Genomic DNA, 16,991 nt, shown 5'->3' on the forward strand with positions numbered 1-16,991 from the left:
GACGAACAGTTCGCGCCCGAAACCGTTCGCCACAGTCCTCATGGGACTCGTGCTGGTCCTGCTGACAGGTGCGGAGCCGGTGGCGACGGCCGCGCCGGTAGGGCGGTTCGGCTGGCCGCTACAGCCTCGGCCCACCGTGCTTCGGCGGTTCGACAAGCCCGCGCAGGACTGGCTGCCAGGACATCGCGGGGTCGACCTGGCTGGTGCACCGGGGCAGGCGGTGCTGGCGGCCGGGGACGGGATCGTGGTGTTCGCCGGGACGGTGGCGGACAAGCCGGTGGTGTCGATCGATCATCCGGGTGGGCTGCGGACCACGTATGAGCCGGTGCGGGCCGAGGTTTCGGTCGGGCGGCGCGTTGGACGTGGCACCCAGATCGGCACGCTGGAAGCCGGGCACGAAGGTTGCGGGACGTGCCTGCACTGGGGACTGCGCAGCGAGGGCGGTGGTCGGCGCCGACGTGAATACCTGGATCCGTTGGGGTTGTTGCACCTCGCTCCCCTGCGCCTGAAACCGGTTGGCCCGTAATGTCTGCGCCCCAGTTCGGCCGCTACCAGGCAAGCCGCGCCGTTCGGCCGCTACCAGGCAAGCCGCGCCGCTGACTCGTGCATGCGAGGCGTGCGGCGTGTCGAACCCAACGCCGCCGAATGCTTCCCAAGCGTGCCGAGCGAGGGTGAAGATCAGACCATGGAGCATGTGCCCAGCGATCCGCCGTTCACCTATCCGGAGGTCGGTGCCACGAGCGGCGAGTTGCCGGAGGGCTATCACCGATTTCGACTGCGGCGCCGGATCGGGTACGGGCGTGCGCTGTTCGAGCACGCGGGTGCGGAGATCCTCGACTATCGAATGCAGAAGGGCACGGGGATCTTTCATGACGCGTCGACTCTGAAGGCCGAGCCGGGCACCCGTATTACCGTGCGGATCGGATTCTGGCCGTTGACCATCATCGCGCCGTGCCGGGTGGTGTACGTACTGGCCGCGCCGGACCAACGCGGGTTCGCCTACGGCACGCTGCCGGGACATCCGGAAACCGGCGAGGAGCTGTTCGCCGTCGAGTACGACCCTGCCGATGACGCCGTCTACGGCATCGTGACCGCGTTCTCACGCCCCGCGGCCTGGTACGCCCGGCTCGGCGGCCCGGTGGTGCGCCTCATCCAGCGCTTCATCGCCGTGCGGTACATCAAAACCCTGCCAACATCGGCCTGACTCGAAGCGCGTCCCGCTCTTGGTGGCCGATGATCGAGCGCCGGGCGTCCCTACTCGGCCCGTAACCAACTCACTCGACGGTCACCTCAGGGATAGCTGCGGGTGCGGCCTAGAGCAGGTCGGTCAACGCCTTTGCCTGAACGCGCAAGTCCTCAGCGTGCTCCGAGCGACCTAGCCCCTCGTACTCCTCGGCGACCGTGTGGCGTTCGGCGATCTCCGCGCGCACGATCCGTTCGATATCGCCTTCGGTGAGCTCGCGTCGGGCGACCTCGGCGACACCCAAGCCGACCGCGCTGCCCTCCACCGCACCCGCCCGATGCTCGCCGACATCCACGGCCTCCGCATTGTCGATGGCTCCCAAAGCGGACCGCAGGCCAGTGATTACCTGACGGTCACGGGATTTCATCGCAGCGGACAGCGCGGCGCGCATGCGCTCGCGCAGCGGTGGCCGATCGGTCGACGGTTCGGTTGACATGCTCACCACCGTAAGGAGAGTCGGATTCCGAGTCGAACTGATTTCGCGGGGCTAACCGATCGTTCCCCGCGGCGTGATGATGGTGAAGTCCGGATCCGGCGCATCGAACACCCCGACCAGCTCAGCGAGCTTGGTCACGTCACCTTCGATGAGAATGTCGCCCGCAGCGGCCGCGACCCCGAAATCCTCGCCAACCAACAGCACTCGGATGAGCGTCGACTTGCTCAGCGTGAAGGAAGCGTCGGGCTCCGGCAGCGGCACCCCGTCGGGCCGGTCGTAATGAGTCAACCGCCCATTGCGGAGCTCCAGACGATGCACGCGATCCTCGTCACTGATCTGCCAGTCCGCGACGACCCGCTGGTTCCACGCCTTCGGGCCGTCGACGCGCAACGCCATGGCATCGAAGATCTGCTCCACGCTCAGCGCGGCGAGCAGCGTCGGCGCGTTGGCCTTGGTCGGCGTGCCGAACGAGCCGTAGCGCAGTTCGTAGGCGCCGCTGAGGTAGAAGTTGCGCCAGGTGGCATTCTCCGCGCCGTAGCCGAGTTGCTCGAACGTGCTGGCCTGCAACGCTTTCGCGGCATCGTTGGTGGGATCGGCGAAGATCACGTAGTTGACCACCTGGGCCACCCACCGATAGTCGCCCGCCGCGTAGGACTCCCGCGCCTTGCGCAGCACCTCCTCGGCGCCGCCCATGAATTCCACGTGCCGAACGGCGGATTCGACCGGCGGATGCTCCCACAGATGCGCCGGGTTGCCGTCGAACCAGCCCATGTACCGCTGGTAGATGGCCTTGACGTTGTGGCTGACCGACCCGTAGTACCCGTGCGTGTGCCAGCTGCCCTCGACAGCCGATGGCAGCGTGAGCATTTCGGCGATCTCCGCGCCGACGTAACCCTGGTTCAGCAGGCGCAGCGTCTGGTCGTTCAGGTATCCGTATAGATCACGTTGCAGCGCAAGGAATTCCACCAGCCGTTCGGTACCCCAGGTGGGCCAGTGATGGGAGGCGAACACCACATCGGATTGGCGTGCGTACAGGTTGATCGCCTCGGTCAGGTACTTCGCCCAGACGTGCGGATCACGCACCAGGGCGCCGCGCAGGGTGAGCAGGTTATGCAGTGTGTGCGTGGCGTTTTCGGCCATGCACAGGGCTCGGTGGTCCGGGAAGTAGAAGTTCATCTCGGCGGGCGCTTCGGTGCCGGGGGTGATCTGGAAGACGATCCGGATGCCGTCGATCGTCTCCTCCTGCCCGGTCGCGGTGATGTCGACGGTCGGCGGAATCAGGGTCACCGTGCCGACCGAGGTGGTCTGCCCGAGACCAGCGCCCACCGCGCCGAGCGGTCCACGCGGCAACACGGCGCCGTACATGTAGCCTGCCCGGCGCGCCATCGCGGTGCCCGCGTAAACGTTCTCGGCCACAGCATGTTCCAGGAACCCGGCCGGGGCGATCACCGGACAACGCCCTGCCGCAACGTCTTCGGTGGTGGTGACGCCCATCGCGCCGCCGAAATGATCGACGTGCGAATGGGTGTAGATGAGACCGGTCACCGGACGATCGCCGCGATGCGCCCGGTACAGCGCGAGCCCGGCGGCGGCCGTCTCCGCGGAGATCAGCGGATCGATCACCAGCACACCGGTTTTGCCCTCGACGAGCGTCATGTTGGACAGGTCGAGCCCGCGAATCTGATAGATCCCCTCGGTGACCTCGAACAGTCCCTGTTTGATGACCAATCCGGCCTGACGCCACAGGCTGGGATTGACCGAGGCGGGACAGGATTCGCTCAGGAAGTCGTAGGAGTCGTTGTCCCACACCACGGTTCCGTCGGCCGCGGTCACGACACCGGGCTCCAGTGCGGCGATGAAACCTCGGTCGGCATCCGCGAGATCGGCGGTGTCGGCGAACGGTAGTGCGGCGGCCGCGCGCTGCTGCTCCGCCACGATGAAGTCGCTCGGCTCGGTCGCTGTGCTCATGCCCGCACCTCGCTAACGCTCGGCTCCGGCACGAGCACACTCGTAGCTGTGCCTATTGCTCGCTCGCTACGCTCGCTCATGCCCGCACCTCGCTAGCACTCGGCTCCGGCACGCGCGACGCGCGCTGGCAGATGATTCGCTCACTTCGTTCGCTCATGTCATCCTCCTGGGAGTCGGTGCAAAGTTGCGGTGCCGGTGGGGATTCAGGGCCATGGATCGGTGAACTGGATGACGGCCGCGATGCCGGCGACGGCCACCACCGCCGCAGTCGCCGCGGCGACGACCCCTCTGCCGTGGCCGTAGCGGCCCTCGTGCAAGCTGCGGTTGCGCAGATAACTCATGCCCGCCAGCGCCGCCATCGCGATCGCCGCACCGATCGGCGCGATCATCGCGGGACGCCACCCGCTGGTCACGGCGTGGTTCAGGAACAGCGCGCCGGTGATCATCGAGGCCACCGCCGTCCGCCGCCACGCCAGGGCGGTGCGCTCCGCGGCGAGTCCGGCGGGGCTCATCGCAGCAACACCGCGACACCAGCGAGCACCGAGACGACGGCGATACCAGCGGACAGGATCGGCACCAGCACCGTGTCGGGCAGCGGACGTCCCTGCCGCATCGCTACGCCCACTCGCCGCCAATGCGCATACGCGCCAACGGCAATGATCACCGCCAGCACCAGGCAGGTCAGCGCGAGCGCCCGCCGCACGCCGCCCATCCGGAACGGCTGCACCAGCGTGTGCACCGCGACACCACCGGCGAGCAAGCCGAGCGCGGTGCGCATCCACGCCAAGAACGTCCGCTCGTTGGCGAGGGTGAACCGGTAGTCCACCTCTTCTTCCCCGTCCTCCGACTCGGCGTCGGGGCTCGGGAGCGTCATATCGCCACGGCCCTGGCGGTGGACTTGTCGCGCACCCACAGCGACGTCAGCGCGAGCATGGCGGCGAGCGCGGGCTTGCCGAAGACCAGGGCGAAGGTACCGAGGAGAACGACCTTGTCGGCCAGGTAATGCGGAACCATCACCGTCACGTGCACCGCCCAGAACACGAACCAGGCGAAGGTGATTCGGCGATGCCGCCGCAGCCGGGCCGCGGGCTCGGCCGGTTCGAGCCGGATTTCTCGAGTCACGGTATAGCTCAGCGGCTTGCCGGTGAGCAGCGTCGCACCGAACAGCACGGTCATCACGACGCTCAACGCTACTTCGGGCCGATAGAAACCGCGCCCCTCCCCGGTGATCTCGACGAACAGCGAGAACACCAGAATCACCAGCACCGCGAGCGCGACCACCCGCACCGAATCGCCGCGCACCAGCCGCACCGCAAACTTCCCCCACTTCTCCGCAAGCACACCGCGTGAATCCGCTAGGCCGTCGCCTCGATCCAGCACCTCACGCTGGTCGTCGGGATTCACGGGCATCTCTCCCACACAGGTCGGTTTCGTGCTGCGAGCAAACAATCCGCTACGTCACACTAACCGGACATCCGAAGCCCGTCCACGAACCGCGCGAGGCCGTGACCATGCGGTTACTCGACCGGACTCCGACCTGTTCCCGCTGGTCGCGGCCGTCTCTACACCGTGACGGCGTCCTCGAAGGTCATCGCGAGCTCGGCGATGGTTGAGGTCATGACGGCGCGGCGAGGCAAATGCAGCGACCGCAGCTCATCGGCGATGGGGTGGTCGCCGAGGGCGAGGGCGGCACCGCCCGGACGGGCGTGCAGGCCGGACGGTTCCATCCGCCATGGTGTGCATCGAGTGACGCCGTCGATGTGCGAATAGGCATCGAACGAGGAGGCTGTGTTTCGGCGTTGCGGCGTGGGAATGCCCTGGCGGACAGTCAGATCGACGACGAGCTTGCCGTCCTGGTGCAGTGCGCCGTGGCGCGTTCCGGCGGCGTGACGCACGGTGAAATCGGCGAGTTCCTTGGGGAATCCCCAGATTCCGCGACCGGCCGCGAGCGTGAAGTCGCCGTCGACCGGCAGCTGATGGATGAAGACTCCGGCCTGGTTCGTCGCCAAAGCCCGGATGTCGCCGAAACGGACGCCCGGATCGGCGGTGTGGTGCCGGACCATGAACGAGACGCCGAACTCGTTGTACGGACCGAGGTCACCGTCGACGTACTCGACGAAAACGAGCGAACACATCGCCCGACCACCCGGCAATCGCAGCACCCGCAGCCCGGAGTATTCGATCAGCTGCTGCGCGGCGTCGGCTGGGACCAGGTAGCTCGCCATGAACGCGTGCGCGAGCCGGATCCGAACCGGCATCCGAACTTCCTGACCGAGAACGGTGTGGGTGCTCACGCGAACGCCTTCCTGTGCACCTCGTTGGAGGTGCGAGGTACACCGATTCTCGGAACTGCGTGGTCCGATAACTAGAACACGTTATAGATTACCAAAGGGCGGGCACCGAGGGTCGCCATTGGCGTGCAGCAGCATGGATCGCAGAGTGCCTGCGGTCAGTCGGTCGGTGCGGAAGCATGTGCGGCACCGGGCCGTCGATGAGTGCGCGGTGCGCGAGTTCGCCCGGACGGGGCGATCGACGCCACGCGCTACCGTTCGGGTCGAGTCCCGGGGACGCGATGTTCGAGACCGTCCAGGATGCACAGCAGTCCGAAATCGAAGGCCATCGCGCGAGCGACGTCGGTGTCGGTCGGCGAGATTTCCCGATAGTCCGCCATCAGTTCGGGATAGTCCCCGGACACGCTCTCCATCATCGTGATCACCGTCTCCCGGTCGATCGTGGCGTCGCCATACGTTTTGGACCAGGCGATCTCCGGCGTCACCACGCCGAGTACGTAGGACATCACCGTGCCGCTGGCGAGGTAGGTGTCGATGCCGCGGAAACCCATGCGGATGTACGTGCGGCGCAGACGGTCGGTGAGCCGCAACGAGTTCGGGCCCATGCTTGGCAGTCGGCCGATCAGGGACGCACCCCACGGGTGGGCGCGCAAGGTGTCGCGGAAGTTGTAGGCGAAGTTCGACAACACTTCGCGCCACGGCGCCTCGTCGGGCTCCGGCACCTCGACCATGCCCCAGAACTCGTCGAGCACCCATTCCAGCAATTCGTCCTTGTTCGCGACATGCCAGTAGAGGCTGGTGGCGCCCGCGTCGAGTTTGGCGCCTATTTTGCGCATGCTCAGCGCATCGAGGCCCTCGGCGTCGAGGAGCTCGACGGCGGCGGCGATGATCTGGTCGAGGCGTAGACCCGAGGCCTTCGGCTGTCGGGGTTCGCGGATCCATACCGAGGTGAACTGCTTGGGCACCGACCAATCGTATATTCGCTCGCACATTGTTCGAGCTGATCGTACAGTGTTCGAGTGGAATCGAACACTGTACGAGACCCCCGCCGTTGGTGGATTCTGGGTGTCCTCTGTCTGTCCTTGCTGGTGCTGATGCTCGACAGCACTGTGCTCAATCTCGCTATCCCGTCGCTGATTCGCGAGCTAGGGACCACGCCGTCGGACGTGCAGTGGATCCTGGACGCCTACGTGCTCGTCTTCGCCGGACTCCTGCTCACCGCGGGCAGCCTGTCCGATCGATTCGGCAGGCGACGGATGCTGATCTACGGTCTGGCCGTATTCGGCGTGGCCTCGCTTGGCGCGGTACTCGCCACCGAGCCGTGGCATGTCGTCGTCGCGCGGGCGGCAATGGGTGTCGGCGGTTCGCTGCTGATGCCGTCGACCATCTCCATCCTGATGACCACCTTCGCCGAGGACGAGCGGCGAAAGGCGATGGCCGCCTGGTCCACCGTCTCGATGGTCGGCATCGTCGCCGGGCCGACGCTGGGTGGTTTTCTGCTGCAACACTATTGGTGGGGGTCGGTGTTTCTGCTCAATATCCCGGTCGCGGTGCTCGCCATCGTCGCGGCGCTGGTGCTGATGCCCGAGTCCACCGGTGAGCAGCGGCCGGTCGACCTGGTCGGCGTGCTGCTGTCCATCGTGGCGCTCGCCTCGACGGTCTACGTGATCATCGAGCGCGAGTGGAACCTCGGCATGATCGCGCTGGCCGTGTTGACCGCGCTCGGGTTCGTGGTGTGGGAGAGCCGGTCGGAGCATCCGATGCTGCCGCTGGCGGTTTTTCGCAATCGCGACTTCACCGGCACCGCGTTCACCCTGTTGCTGATGGTGTTCGGGATGGGCGCGGTCATGCTGATGCTCACCCAGTACCTGCAGTTCGTGCTCGGCTACGGGCCGATGAAGGCCGGACTTGCGCTGCTCCCCTACGCGGTGGCCGCCGCGGTGTGCAACGGGCTCGGCGCGACACTGGGCAAGACACTCAGTAACAAGACGCTCATTGTCTCGGGGCTGCTGGTCATGGCGGCGGCATTCGCGATCCTCGCCGTCAGCGAGGGATACCTGTTGGTCCTGGTCGGCATGCTGGTCATGGGAATCGGCGGCGGTTTGGCCGGTCCCGCCGCCTACGCCTCGATCATGAGCGCCATTCCGCTCGAACACGCGGGCGTCGGCTCGGCCATGAACGACACGCTGCAGCAGGTCGGCATGGCGATCAGCATCGCCATCCTCGGCAGCGTGCTGGCGGGCGTGTTCACCGACCATATGCCGACGGACGTACCCGACGCGGCACGCGAATCCATCGGTGCCGCATTCCAACTCGGCTTCGGCGAACCCGCCAAGGCGGCCTTCACCGCCGCCATGTCCACCGGATCATGGATCAGCGCCGGGTTCTGTGTCGCGGCCGCGTTGCTCGGCCTGACCCTGCTCCGCCCGCGACGCACACCCGCGGAACCGCTGGCCGAGCCGGTCGAAGTCGGATAAGTAGGGCGTCACCGCCGCCTCTCCGAGCACCATGGGAGAGGCGGCGGTGTCGAGCGAAACCCGCTGTGCCGCAACGCAGTGGCGGGCCGGTGGCAGCTGACGGCAGTCCACGGACGGTGCATCCCACGCACCGTCCGTGGACTGCCATGCCGCAGGTGAGCGACCGCGCCGGTCCGCAGCCGACAGGCAACGACTGACGAGCAACGGGCAACGGGCAACGGGCAACGACTGACGGGCAACAGCCGATGGCCAACGGGCAACAGCCGACGGGCAAAGAGCAGCCGGCGACCGGCGACGGGCAATAGGCGACCGGCGACCGGCAATAGGCGACCGGCGACCGGCGACGGCTGACAGGCGACGGGCGACCGGGCGACGGCCAACAAGCGACGGGCGACCGGGCGACGGCCAACAAGCGACGGGCGACCGGGCGACGGCCAACAAGCGACGGGCGACCGGGCGACGGCCAACAAGCGACGGGCGACCGGGCGACGGCCAACAAGCGACGGGCGACCGGGCGACGGCCAACAAGCGACGGGCGACCGGGCGACGGCCAACAAGCGACGGGCGACCGGGCGACGGCCAACAAGCGACGGGCGACCGGGCGACGGCCAACAAGCGACGGGCGACCGGGCGACGGCCAACAAGCGACGGGCGACCGGGCGACGGCCAACAAGCGACGGGCGACCGGGCGACGGCCAACAAGCGACGGGCGACCGGGCGACGGCCAACAAGCGACGGGCGACGGCAACGGCAACGGCAACGGCAACGGCAACGGCAACGGCAACGGAGAACCCTACTGCAGCAAGCGGATTGCTGGGTCTCAGGCTCGGGGGTGGGCTTGGTCGTGGACCTTTTTGAGGCGTTCGATGGAGACGTGGGTGTAGAGCTGGGTGGTGGCCATGCTGGCGTGGCCTAGGAGTTCTTGGACGACGCGCAGGTCGGCTCCGCCCTCGAGGAGGTGGGTGGCCGCGGTGTGGCGTAGGCCGTGCGGGCCCATATCGGGGGCGCCGGGGATGGACGAGACTACTTCGTGGACAACGGTTCTGGCTTGGCGTTGGTCGAGCCGTTTACCGCGGCGGCCGAGTAGGAGGGCGCGGCCGGACTCGGGTGTCGCGAAGGCGGCGCGGCCGTGCTGTAGCCAGTTGCCGATCGCGTCGTCAGCGGGGATGCCGAAGGGGGCCGAGCGTTCCTTGTTGCCTTTGCCGAGTACTCGAACGACCCGGCGTTCGCGGTCGACGTCGTCGATGTCGAGGCCACACAGCTCGCTGACCCGAATCCCGGTGGAGTACAACAGCTCAACGATCAACCGGTCCCGTAGCGCCATCGGATCATGCTGTGCGGCACCGGATTCCGCGGCATCCATCGCGCCAAGCGCCTGCTGGCGGCCGAGCACGGCGGGTAGCACCCGGTGCGCTTTGGGGGAACCGAGCCGCAATCCCGGGTCGACGGTCAACCGTCCGGTTTGGGTGAGCCACGCGGTGAAGGTCCGGGCCGAGGAGGCCCGCCGCGCCATCGTCGTTCGGGCCACCCCCGCAGTCGCCTGCTGCGCCAGCCAGGAACGCATCAACATCAGATCCAGTTCGCGCACCGCGGAATCCGCAGACCTGGCGTACAGGTGTGCCAGCAGCGAGCGCGCGTCGCCGAGGTAGGCGCGCACGGTATGCGCCGACCGGTTCCGTCCGAGCCGCAGGTGCCTGCCGTACTCCGTCAGCAGCGCTTCCAGGTCCTCGGGCAGTTCTTCCATCTCACCACCGTCCCGACAGTCGTCATCATTGGCAAGCCACCGCGCCGATCAGAGGTCGTCGGGCAGCACCCGGAAGGCCTTGGCGCCGGTCAATGGCCGGATCGCGCGAAAGTCCTTGCGATCGAGGGTGAGGATCACGTCGGTCTCGTATTCGGCTGCCAGGACAACGTTTACCGCGTCGGTCAGGTCGAGCCGCAAATCGGCGTAGCGGTCCTGCACCCTGCGCGCCTTGCGCAGGTAGTCGCTCGGCAGCGCCGGGACAGCGACCCGGCCGAGCGGTTCCTGGGCGAGCAGCCAGTCGTTGACGACGGCCGCCGACGACCAGTCGAAGTCTCGGGTCACGATGTGCTCGATCTCGAGCAGCACGAGCGAGCAGACAACCGTCAGCGACGCCGCCGCCAGTGCGGCGCGCGCACTTTCGTGTTCCGGCTCATTCGTGTCGAACGCGGCGACCAGGGCGGAAGTATCGCCGATGACGATCAACTGTTCCGCCGCACGATCTCCTCGTGCACCACCTGCTTGATGTACTCGGGGGTCCTTGCCCTGCCGCCTTCGAGCCTCGGGATGTCCCAGTCTTCGTCCCAGCGCTTTGTGCGTAGTGCGGCGATGTGGAATGCCTCGCGGAAAATCTCGGACTCGGGCCTGCCCTCCCGCGCGGCAGCCGCCTTGATGAGGGCCAGGTCCTCTTCGTCGACCATCACTGTCGTCTTTTTCAGCATGGAGGTTATGGTACCTGCACCATACATTTGTGTCAGCTTTCTTTTCTGGGGTGGGCTGCATCGGTCAGGTGTCCTCGGACCGGCGGCGGTGGGTCGCTTTCCGGTACCAACCGCCCTCGGTGGTGCCGATGAACTCCGCGAGTTCGAGGGCGGAGAGTGCCGCGCGGACCGTAGGCAGCGACAGGCCGGACTGCTCGGCCAGTTCGCGGGGAGTGCGCGAACCGATCTTCGGCAAAGCGGCGAAGACGAGGGCTTCCTCGCCGGACAGGGAATCCTTAGGGCTCGCGGTCGAGCCGGGCAATGGCAAGCGCAGCGGCCCCGCTTCGTCGATGACCTCCTCCGCCCGCGTGACGAGCAGGGCTTCGCCTTCGCGGATCATCCGGTGACAACCGACGGACGACGCCGACGTGACCGGTCCGGGCACGGCCAGCGCCGGACGGCCGAGGCGGCGCGCCCACTTCACCGTGTTGCGCGCCCCGCTGCGCAATCCGGCCTCGACGACCAGCACGCCGTCGGCCAGGGCGGCGACGAGCCGATTCCGGGCCAGGAATTGGTGTTTGTGTGCGGTGGTTCCCGGCGGATATTCACTGACCACCAGCCCGGTCGCGGCGATCTCGGCAAGCAGCCGGTCGTGCTGTGCAGGATAGGGGCGGTCGACACCGCAGGCCAGCACCGCGATGGTGGAGCCGCCGACAGCCAATGCCGCGCGATGGGCCATGCCGTCGATCCCGAATGCCGCCCCGGACACGATCGTCCAGCCTTTGGCCGCGAGGTCACCCGCGATCTCACCGGTGACCTGATTCCCGTACCCACTGCTGCATCGTGCGCCGACGACCGCGAGCGCACGTTCGCTCGATTCCAGCAGCGACCTCGGGCCGCGCACCCACAGCACAAGCGGCACCGCACCGTCTCGGTCGCGACCCGAATCGAGTTGAGCAAGACCCAGCAGCCGCCACGCGGGCCATTCCGGATCGTCCGGTGTCACGACCCGTCCACCTATCCGCTCCATCAAGTCCAGATCCCGTGCGGCCGTATCCGTTCCGCGCCGCTGCTCCGTCGGCCCGCGCAACGACTCCGGCAGGTCACACTCGCGCACGGCACGTGCGGCCTCGATCACCCCGACCGACTCGATCAACGCCGACAGGGCCGCACACGGCCCCGAAACCACCCGCGACAGATACACCCACGCCAGCCGCCGCTCGTAAGCGTCGACATCGAATAGCGCGCTGCCGGTGACGACCGCCGTGCCGACGCCCCACCCCGCACTCATTGCGCACCCCGCTGACGAAAGTTCAACGCCGCCAGCACATCCTGAGCGGTCGGCAGGCCCGCACCACGCAGGTCACAGATCGTCCACGCCACCCGAATGGCACGGTCGGCACCACGCGCGGACATCCGTCCGAGGCGCAGTGCCGTTTCGACCGGTGCGATCGCCTCCTGCGGCAGGCGGAATCGCTGGCGCAGAATATGGCCGGGCACTTCGGCATTGGTCAGCCAGCCGAACTCCTGCCACCGCTGCACCGCCGCCCGCCTGGCCGCGGCGACCCGATCACGCACCACCGCACTGCTTTCGGCCTCGTCGGTGCTGAACGCGGCGCCGGACTGTCCCCGCATCTGCACCCAGATGTCGATGCGATCCATCAGGGGCCCGGACAGTTTCCCGAGGTAGCGACGCCGAGCGAGCGGCGCGCAGATGCAGTCGACGTCCCGAGCGGGCGCGCACGGGCACGGATTGGCCGCGAGCACCAGCTGGAATCGCGCCGGATATCGCGCGACACCATCGCGGCGGGCGATGCGAACTTCGCCCTCCTCCAACGGAGTTCGCATCGCTTCCAGCACCTTGGTGCCGATCTCCGCACATTCGTCGAGGAAGAGCACGCCACGATGCGCCCTGCTCACCGCACCGGGCCGCGCGGTGCCCGAGCCGCCGCCGACCATCGCAGTGACGGACGTCGAATGGTGCGGCGCGACGAACGGCGGCATCGTGATGAGCGGATGATCGCCGGACAACACCCCCGCCATCGAATGGATGGCGGTCACCTCCAGCGACTCGGATTCCGACAACGGCGGTAACAACCCAGGAAGACGTTGCGCCAGCATGGTTTTCCCGATGCCGGGCGGTCCGGTGAGCAGCAGGTGGTGCCCACCGGCCGCGGCCACCTCCAACGCCCACCTGGCTTCGTCCTGCCCGACCACCTCGCTCAGATCGCCGCAGGTACGCACCGGATCGGGCAGCTGCCCACTCGGTTCGGGGAGCGTGCCTTCACCGCGCAGCCAGGCCACCACCGTGCGCAGGCTCGCCGCCCCGAAAACATCGACGCCGTCGACCAATCCGGCTTCGGCCATCGCCGCTTCCGGCACCACGACCGCGGGCCATCCGGCATTGCGGGCCGCGATCACGGCGGGCAGGATGCCGCGCACCCGCCGCACCCGGCCGTCCAGCGCGAGTTCGCCGAGCAGCACCGTCTTCGCGAGTCGCTCCGACGGTACGGCGCCCGACGCGTCGAGCACCGCGATCGCAAGGGCCAGGTCGTAAACACTGCCGATCTTCGGCAGCGTCGCGGGCGAGAGCGCCAGGATCACCCGCCCGTCCGGCCACTTCTCCCCCGAGTTCGCCACCGCCGACCGCACCCGGTCGCGCGACTCCTGCAGCGCCGTATCCGGCAGCCCGACCAGGTGCACCGAGGGCAGGCCCTGCCCGATATCGGCCTCGATCTCGACCAGTAGCCCGTCTACCCCGGTGACCGCGACCGAGTGGGCCCGGCCGAGCGCCATCAGAACACCGCCTTGAGGTGGTCGATCACCGGCTCGTGTCCGTGGGTCAGCAGCACCGAGACGACGTCGAAGCGGATGTGCCGCCACGGGCCGTCCTGCTCGGCCAGCCACAGCAGCGCGAGCCGCCGGATGCGCTGTTGTTTGGTGAAGGTGACCGCCTCGGCCGGTATCCCGAACCCGAGCCCCGACCGGGTCTTCACCTCCACGAACGCGGTGAATTGGGCGTCCCGGACGATCAGGTCCAGTTCACCGTATCTGCATCGCCAGTTTCTGCTGACGATCTCTATCCCCGCCGCCTGCAGGAACCGTGCCGCCAGCTCTTCCCCGTGCGCGCCGAGCGCTCTTCTGTCTGTCACTCGGCCAGCGTGCCCAGCTCCGCGCCTCGGCTTCGGGCGCCGACCTGGGCAAATACAAAGCCTGTTGATAACAGGCACCCTGTGCACAACTCGCGGTGCGTTGGCACCGGGGAGCGTCGAGTTGTCGGTAGGCCGTGCTAGGCGACTACTCCGGCAGGCGTAGGTCCGGCTTCTCCAGCTCTTCGATGTTGACGTCCTTGAAGGTGATCACTCGGACGTGTTTGACGAAGCGGGCCGGGCGGTACATATCCCACACCCAGGCATCGCTCATCCGAACCTCGAAATACACCTCACCGTCGGCGTTTTGCGGGCGCAGCTCCACGGAGTTGGCCAGGTAGAAGCGGCGCTCGGTCTCCACCACGTACGAGAACTGACCGACGATGTCTTTGTACTCTCGGTACAGCGAGAGCTCCATCTCGGTTTCGTACTTCTCGAGGTCCTCGGCACTCATCGGGTGGGACGTCCTCCTTCTCGCCGCGCTGCGTCGTGTGCTGACATCATCGCGCATGGGTAGCGCCGGTAGCCACTCGGCTATCCGGACGCGCGTCTTGGAACTCATCGGACATCATCGGGTCGGCCTCGCCCGCGAGCATCGCGTCGGCCTGCTCGGCCACCGCGGCGACCGGTCGCAGGCCCGCCAGCTCCCGCACATTGCGCCAGGAACGCCGATGCTCGTCGCTGGGGCCGAGGCGGCGCAAGGCGGCGAGGTGGTCGGGCGTGTTGTAGCCCTTGTGGACCGCGAAACCATAGCCGGGGAACCGTTCATCGAGATCGACCATCATCCGGTCCCTGGTGACCTTGGCCAGGATGCTGGCGGCGGCGATGCAGGCCGCGGCCGCGTCGCCGCCGACAACCGGCAGCGACGGCGCCGGAATGCCAGGCACCCGGAACCCGTCGGTCAGCACATAACCGGGCGACTGGCCGAGCCCGGCGACCGCGCGCCGCATGCCCTCGATATTGGCGACGTGAATGCCGATCGAATCGATCTCCCAGGCCGGGATGACCACCACATTCCAGGCCAGCGACAGTCGGACGATAACCGGGTACAACTCTTCCCGGACGGCCTCGGTGAGCTTCTTGGAGTCGTCGAGCCCAGCCAGCTTGTCGTAGGCCTTGGGCGCGAGCAGGCAGGCCGCGACGACCAGCGGCCCCGCACACGGTCCGCGACCCGCCTCGTCGACGCCGGCGACCGGGCCTAGCCCGCTGCGGATCAGCGCCGCTTCGAGCGTGCGCAACCCACCCGCCTTACGCATCACCACGCGCGGCGGCCACCCATTGCTCTGTACCACTCGGCTCTGCCCCACCGTCCAATTATGCTGCGGCCGCTGATGATCAGTTCGCTTGGGCGTTCTGTGACCGCACGGGACCGATCCGGCTCGGTGGCCAAATCTTGAAGACGGCCTTGCCGCGAATGTTGTCCACCGGGATCGTGCCCTGCAGTTCATCGCTGATGTGGGCACGCGAATCGGCGGACTCGTTGCGGTTGTCGCCCATCACCCAGATATTGCCATCGGGCACCTTGACCGGCTTGAACTCGCGTCCGCCGCCAGGGCCGTAGGGCTGGCCGGGGACGTACGGGAAGAGGTAGCGCGCGTACGGCTCGTCGAGCGGCTTGCCGTCCACCAGCACCCGCCCCTGGGCGTCGCAGCACTGAACGGTTTGACCGCCGACCGCGATGACCCGCTTGACCAGATCGTTCTCGTCCGGCGGCACCAGGCCGAAGAAGGAGAAGAAGTTCTGCACACCGCGCATCGCGGCGTTGTCCGAGCGGATCGACTGGTAGTGGGTGTTCCACGACGGCGGGCCGACGAAGACGACCACGTCGCCGGGCTTGGGGTCGCCCCAGTAGTAGCTCAGCTTCTGCACGTAGATGCGGTCGCCAGTGCAACCGGGGCAGCCGTGCAACGTGGTTTCCATCGACTGCGACGGGATCACGTACGGGCGTCCGATGTAGGTGACCATCAGCGCGGCGATCACCGCGGCGATCACGACGAGGATCGGCAGTTCCTGCCAGAACGGCCGCTGCTTCTTCTCGCGCCGCCGCCTGAAGCGACGCCGCCGCACCCCCTCGTCGTCCGAATCGGACACCGACACCGACCCACTCTCGTCTGCCACGCCGAACAGATTAGCCCGGCACCCTGAGAGTCGTTCGACGCCGGGCGACCGGCGTCACACTATTTCGGTTGCGGACTCTCCGATCGCACCGGCCCGATCCGCCCCGGCGGCCAGATCTTGAACACCGCTTCGCCACGGACGTTGCTGACGGGCACGGTTCCGTGCAGGTCATCGCTGGTGTGCGCGCGCGAATCTCGCGAGTTGTTGCGGTTGTCGCCCATCACCCAGATATTGCCGTCGGGCACCTTGATCGGGGCGAACTCCCGCCCGCCACCGACACCGAAGGTTTGGCCGGGCGTGTACGGAATGGTGTAGCGGGCGTATGGCTCATCCCCCGGCTTGCCGTCCACCAGGACCCGGCCTTGCGCGTCGCAGCACTGTACCGTCTGCCCGCCGACCGCGATTACCCGCTTGACCAGGTCGTTCTCATCCGGCGGCACCAGGCCGAAGAACGAGAAGAAGTTCTGCACACCGCGAACAACCGAGTTGTGCGAACGTGTCGACTGGTAGGTGTCGTTCCACGACGGCGGCCCGACGAACACGACCACATCGCCGGGCTTCGGGTCGCCCCAGTAGTAGCTCAGCTTCTCCACGTAGATGCGGTCGCCCGTGCAACCGGCGCACCCGTGCAGCGTCGGTTCCATCGATTCCGACGGAATCACGTACGGCCGCCCAACGAAGTTGACGAGTAGCGCGGCGATCACCGCCGCGATCACCACTAGGACCGGCAACTCCTGCCAGAACGGCCGCTGCTTCTTCCCGCGTCGCCTGCCGCGCCGCCCTGTCCCCCGGTCACCTGAATCCGCCGATGACTCGCTGTGGTGTGTCACACCGAAAACAGTAGCCCGGCATCGGAACTGAGTTCCG

General features: G+C 67.4%; 20 protein-coding genes. 3 read left to right on the top strand and 17 right to left on the bottom strand.

The genetic code is table 11. From position 1 onward, the window contains the following. Window positions 1-40 precede the first annotated feature (40 nt). Both OG203_RS13100 and OG203_RS13105 read left to right on the top strand, forming a co-directional pair. Complete coding sequence (locus OG203_RS13100) at window positions 41-526, top strand: M23 family metallopeptidase (RefSeq protein ID WP_405167862.1); 486 nt, start codon at window positions 41-43, stop codon at window positions 524-526. Window positions 527-685: 159 nt separating this feature from the next. Next, window positions 686-1,204, top strand: a complete 519-nt coding sequence (locus tag OG203_RS13105) for a DUF1990 domain-containing protein (protein WP_405165923.1) — start codon at window positions 686-688, stop codon at window positions 1,202-1,204. 109 nt (window positions 1,205-1,313) lie between these two features. On the opposite strand, the gene OG203_RS13110 is transcribed toward OG203_RS13105, so the two are convergent. The 7 genes from OG203_RS13110 to OG203_RS13140 form a co-directional block, all read right to left on the bottom strand. Continuing rightward, window positions 1,314-1,679, bottom strand: a complete 366-nt coding sequence (locus tag OG203_RS13110) for a hypothetical protein (RefSeq protein WP_405165924.1) — start codon at window positions 1,677-1,679, stop codon at window positions 1,314-1,316. 51 nt (window positions 1,680-1,730) lie between these two features. Beyond that, on the bottom strand, window positions 1,731-3,647 hold the full coding sequence (locus OG203_RS13115) for an alkyl/aryl-sulfatase (protein ID WP_405165925.1): 1,917 nt from the start codon (window positions 3,645-3,647) through the stop codon (window positions 1,731-1,733). 203 nt (window positions 3,648-3,850) lie between these two features. After that, complete coding sequence (locus tag OG203_RS13120; RefSeq protein ID WP_405165926.1) at window positions 3,851-4,159, bottom strand: DUF202 domain-containing protein; 309 nt, start codon at window positions 4,157-4,159, stop codon at window positions 3,851-3,853. Then, window positions 4,156-4,521 carry a YidH family protein gene (locus tag OG203_RS13125; RefSeq protein WP_405165927.1) on the bottom strand — a complete coding sequence of 122 codons (366 nt, stop codon included), beginning with the start codon at window positions 4,519-4,521 and terminating at the stop codon, window positions 4,156-4,158. Before OG203_RS13125 ends, OG203_RS13120 begins: the two co-directional genes overlap by 4 nt. Next, window positions 4,518-5,051: a DUF3159 domain-containing protein gene (locus OG203_RS13130; protein ID WP_405165928.1), complete on the bottom strand. Its 534-nt coding sequence runs from the start codon at window positions 5,049-5,051 to the stop codon at window positions 4,518-4,520. The genes OG203_RS13125 and OG203_RS13130 overlap by 4 nt, the downstream gene beginning before the upstream one ends. A gap of 158 nt (window positions 5,052-5,209) precedes the next feature. Then, entirely contained in the window at window positions 5,210-5,941 is a 732-nt protein-coding gene (locus OG203_RS13135; RefSeq protein WP_405165929.1) for an acetoacetate decarboxylase family protein, read from the bottom strand. 248 nt (window positions 5,942-6,189) lie between these two features. After that, entirely contained in the window at window positions 6,190-6,903 is a 714-nt protein-coding gene (locus OG203_RS13140; protein WP_405165930.1) for a TetR/AcrR family transcriptional regulator, read from the bottom strand. Window positions 6,904-6,957: 54 nt separating this feature from the next. Between OG203_RS13140 and OG203_RS13145 the strand changes: the two genes are divergently transcribed. Next, window positions 6,958-8,415, top strand: coding sequence for an MFS transporter (locus OG203_RS13145; RefSeq protein WP_405165931.1), 1,458 nt, complete (start codon window positions 6,958-6,960; stop codon window positions 8,413-8,415). Window positions 8,416-9,235: 820 nt separating this feature from the next. On the opposite strand, the gene OG203_RS13150 is transcribed toward OG203_RS13145, so the two are convergent. The 10 genes from OG203_RS13150 to lepB (OG203_RS13195) all read right to left on the bottom strand — a co-directional run bounded on the left by OG203_RS13150 (window position 9,236) and on the right by lepB (OG203_RS13195) (window position 16,954). Further along, window positions 9,236-10,159, bottom strand: coding sequence for a tyrosine recombinase XerC (locus tag OG203_RS13150; protein WP_405165932.1), 924 nt, complete (start codon window positions 10,157-10,159; stop codon window positions 9,236-9,238). A 48-nt stretch (window positions 10,160-10,207) separates the two neighbouring features. Further along, window positions 10,208-10,642 (bottom strand): PIN domain-containing protein, encoded by a 435-nt coding sequence (locus tag OG203_RS13155; protein ID WP_405165933.1) that lies wholly within the window; start codon window positions 10,640-10,642, stop codon window positions 10,208-10,210. Further along, window positions 10,639-10,878, bottom strand: coding sequence for a ribbon-helix-helix protein, CopG family (locus tag OG203_RS13160; RefSeq protein ID WP_405165934.1), 240 nt, complete (start codon window positions 10,876-10,878; stop codon window positions 10,639-10,641). The genes OG203_RS13155 and OG203_RS13160 overlap by 4 nt, the downstream gene beginning before the upstream one ends. Window positions 10,879-10,942: 64 nt before the next feature. Continuing rightward, window positions 10,943-12,148: a DNA-processing protein DprA gene (dprA, locus tag OG203_RS13165; RefSeq protein WP_405165935.1), complete on the bottom strand. Its 1,206-nt coding sequence runs from the start codon at window positions 12,146-12,148 to the stop codon at window positions 10,943-10,945. Next, window positions 12,145-13,653: a YifB family Mg chelatase-like AAA ATPase gene (locus OG203_RS13170; RefSeq protein WP_405165936.1), complete on the bottom strand. Its 1,509-nt coding sequence runs from the start codon at window positions 13,651-13,653 to the stop codon at window positions 12,145-12,147. The genes dprA and OG203_RS13170 overlap by 4 nt, the downstream gene beginning before the upstream one ends. Continuing rightward, a complete protein-coding gene (locus OG203_RS13175; RefSeq protein WP_405165937.1) occupies window positions 13,653-14,009 on the bottom strand; it encodes a YraN family protein in 357 nt (118 codons plus the stop codon). Before OG203_RS13175 ends, OG203_RS13170 begins: the two co-directional genes overlap by 1 nt. 145 nt (window positions 14,010-14,154) lie before the next feature. After that, entirely contained in the window at window positions 14,155-14,460 is a 306-nt protein-coding gene (locus OG203_RS13180; RefSeq protein WP_011210678.1) for a DUF2469 domain-containing protein, read from the bottom strand. 46 nt (window positions 14,461-14,506) lie between these two features. Next, complete coding sequence (locus OG203_RS13185; protein WP_405167863.1) at window positions 14,507-15,262, bottom strand: ribonuclease HII; 756 nt, start codon at window positions 15,260-15,262, stop codon at window positions 14,507-14,509. A 79-nt stretch (window positions 15,263-15,341) separates the two neighbouring features. Next, window positions 15,342-16,103, bottom strand: a complete 762-nt coding sequence (lepB, locus tag OG203_RS13190) for a signal peptidase I (RefSeq protein WP_405167864.1) — start codon at window positions 16,101-16,103, stop codon at window positions 15,342-15,344. Between the two features lie 80 nt (window positions 16,104-16,183). After that, complete coding sequence (lepB, locus tag OG203_RS13195; protein ID WP_405165938.1) at window positions 16,184-16,954, bottom strand: signal peptidase I; 771 nt, start codon at window positions 16,952-16,954, stop codon at window positions 16,184-16,186. Window positions 16,955-16,991: the final 37 nt, after the last annotated feature.

The sequence above is a fragment of the Nocardia sp. NBC_01499 genome (assembly GCF_045040275.1).
Classification (GTDB): Bacteria; Actinomycetota; Actinomycetes; order Mycobacteriales; family Mycobacteriaceae; genus Nocardia.

Coding starts and splice junctions, on each gene's coding strand:
- OG203_RS13115 (WP_405165925.1), bottom strand. CDS start 3,647: ATGAGCACAGCGACCGAGCCGAGCGACTTCATCGTGGCGGAGCAGCAG.
- OG203_RS13160 (WP_405165934.1), bottom strand. CDS start 10,878: ATGCTGAAAAAGACGACAGTGATGGTCGACGAAGAGGACCTGGCCCTC.
- OG203_RS13105 (WP_405165923.1), top strand. CDS start 686: ATGGAGCATGTGCCCAGCGATCCGCCGTTCACCTATCCGGAGGTCGGT.
- OG203_RS13185 (WP_405167863.1), bottom strand. CDS start 15,262: ATGCGTAAGGCGGGTGGGTTGCGCACGCTCGAAGCGGCGCTGATCCGC.
- OG203_RS13110 (WP_405165924.1), bottom strand. CDS start 1,679: ATGTCAACCGAACCGTCGACCGATCGGCCACCGCTGCGCGAGCGCATG.
- OG203_RS13125 (WP_405165927.1), bottom strand. CDS start 4,521: ATGACGCTCCCGAGCCCCGACGCCGAGTCGGAGGACGGGGAAGAAGAG.
- OG203_RS13100 (WP_405167862.1), top strand. CDS start 41: ATGGGACTCGTGCTGGTCCTGCTGACAGGTGCGGAGCCGGTGGCGACG.
- OG203_RS13180 (WP_011210678.1), bottom strand. CDS start 14,460: ATGAGTGCCGAGGACCTCGAGAAGTACGAAACCGAGATGGAGCTCTCG.
- dprA (WP_405165935.1), bottom strand. CDS start 12,148: ATGAGTGCGGGGTGGGGCGTCGGCACGGCGGTCGTCACCGGCAGCGCG.
- OG203_RS13150 (WP_405165932.1), bottom strand. CDS start 10,159: ATGGAAGAACTGCCCGAGGACCTGGAAGCGCTGCTGACGGAGTACGGC.
- OG203_RS13170 (WP_405165936.1), bottom strand. CDS start 13,653: ATGGCGCTCGGCCGGGCCCACTCGGTCGCGGTCACCGGGGTAGACGGG.
- OG203_RS13120 (WP_405165926.1), bottom strand. CDS start 4,159: ATGAGCCCCGCCGGACTCGCCGCGGAGCGCACCGCCCTGGCGTGGCGG.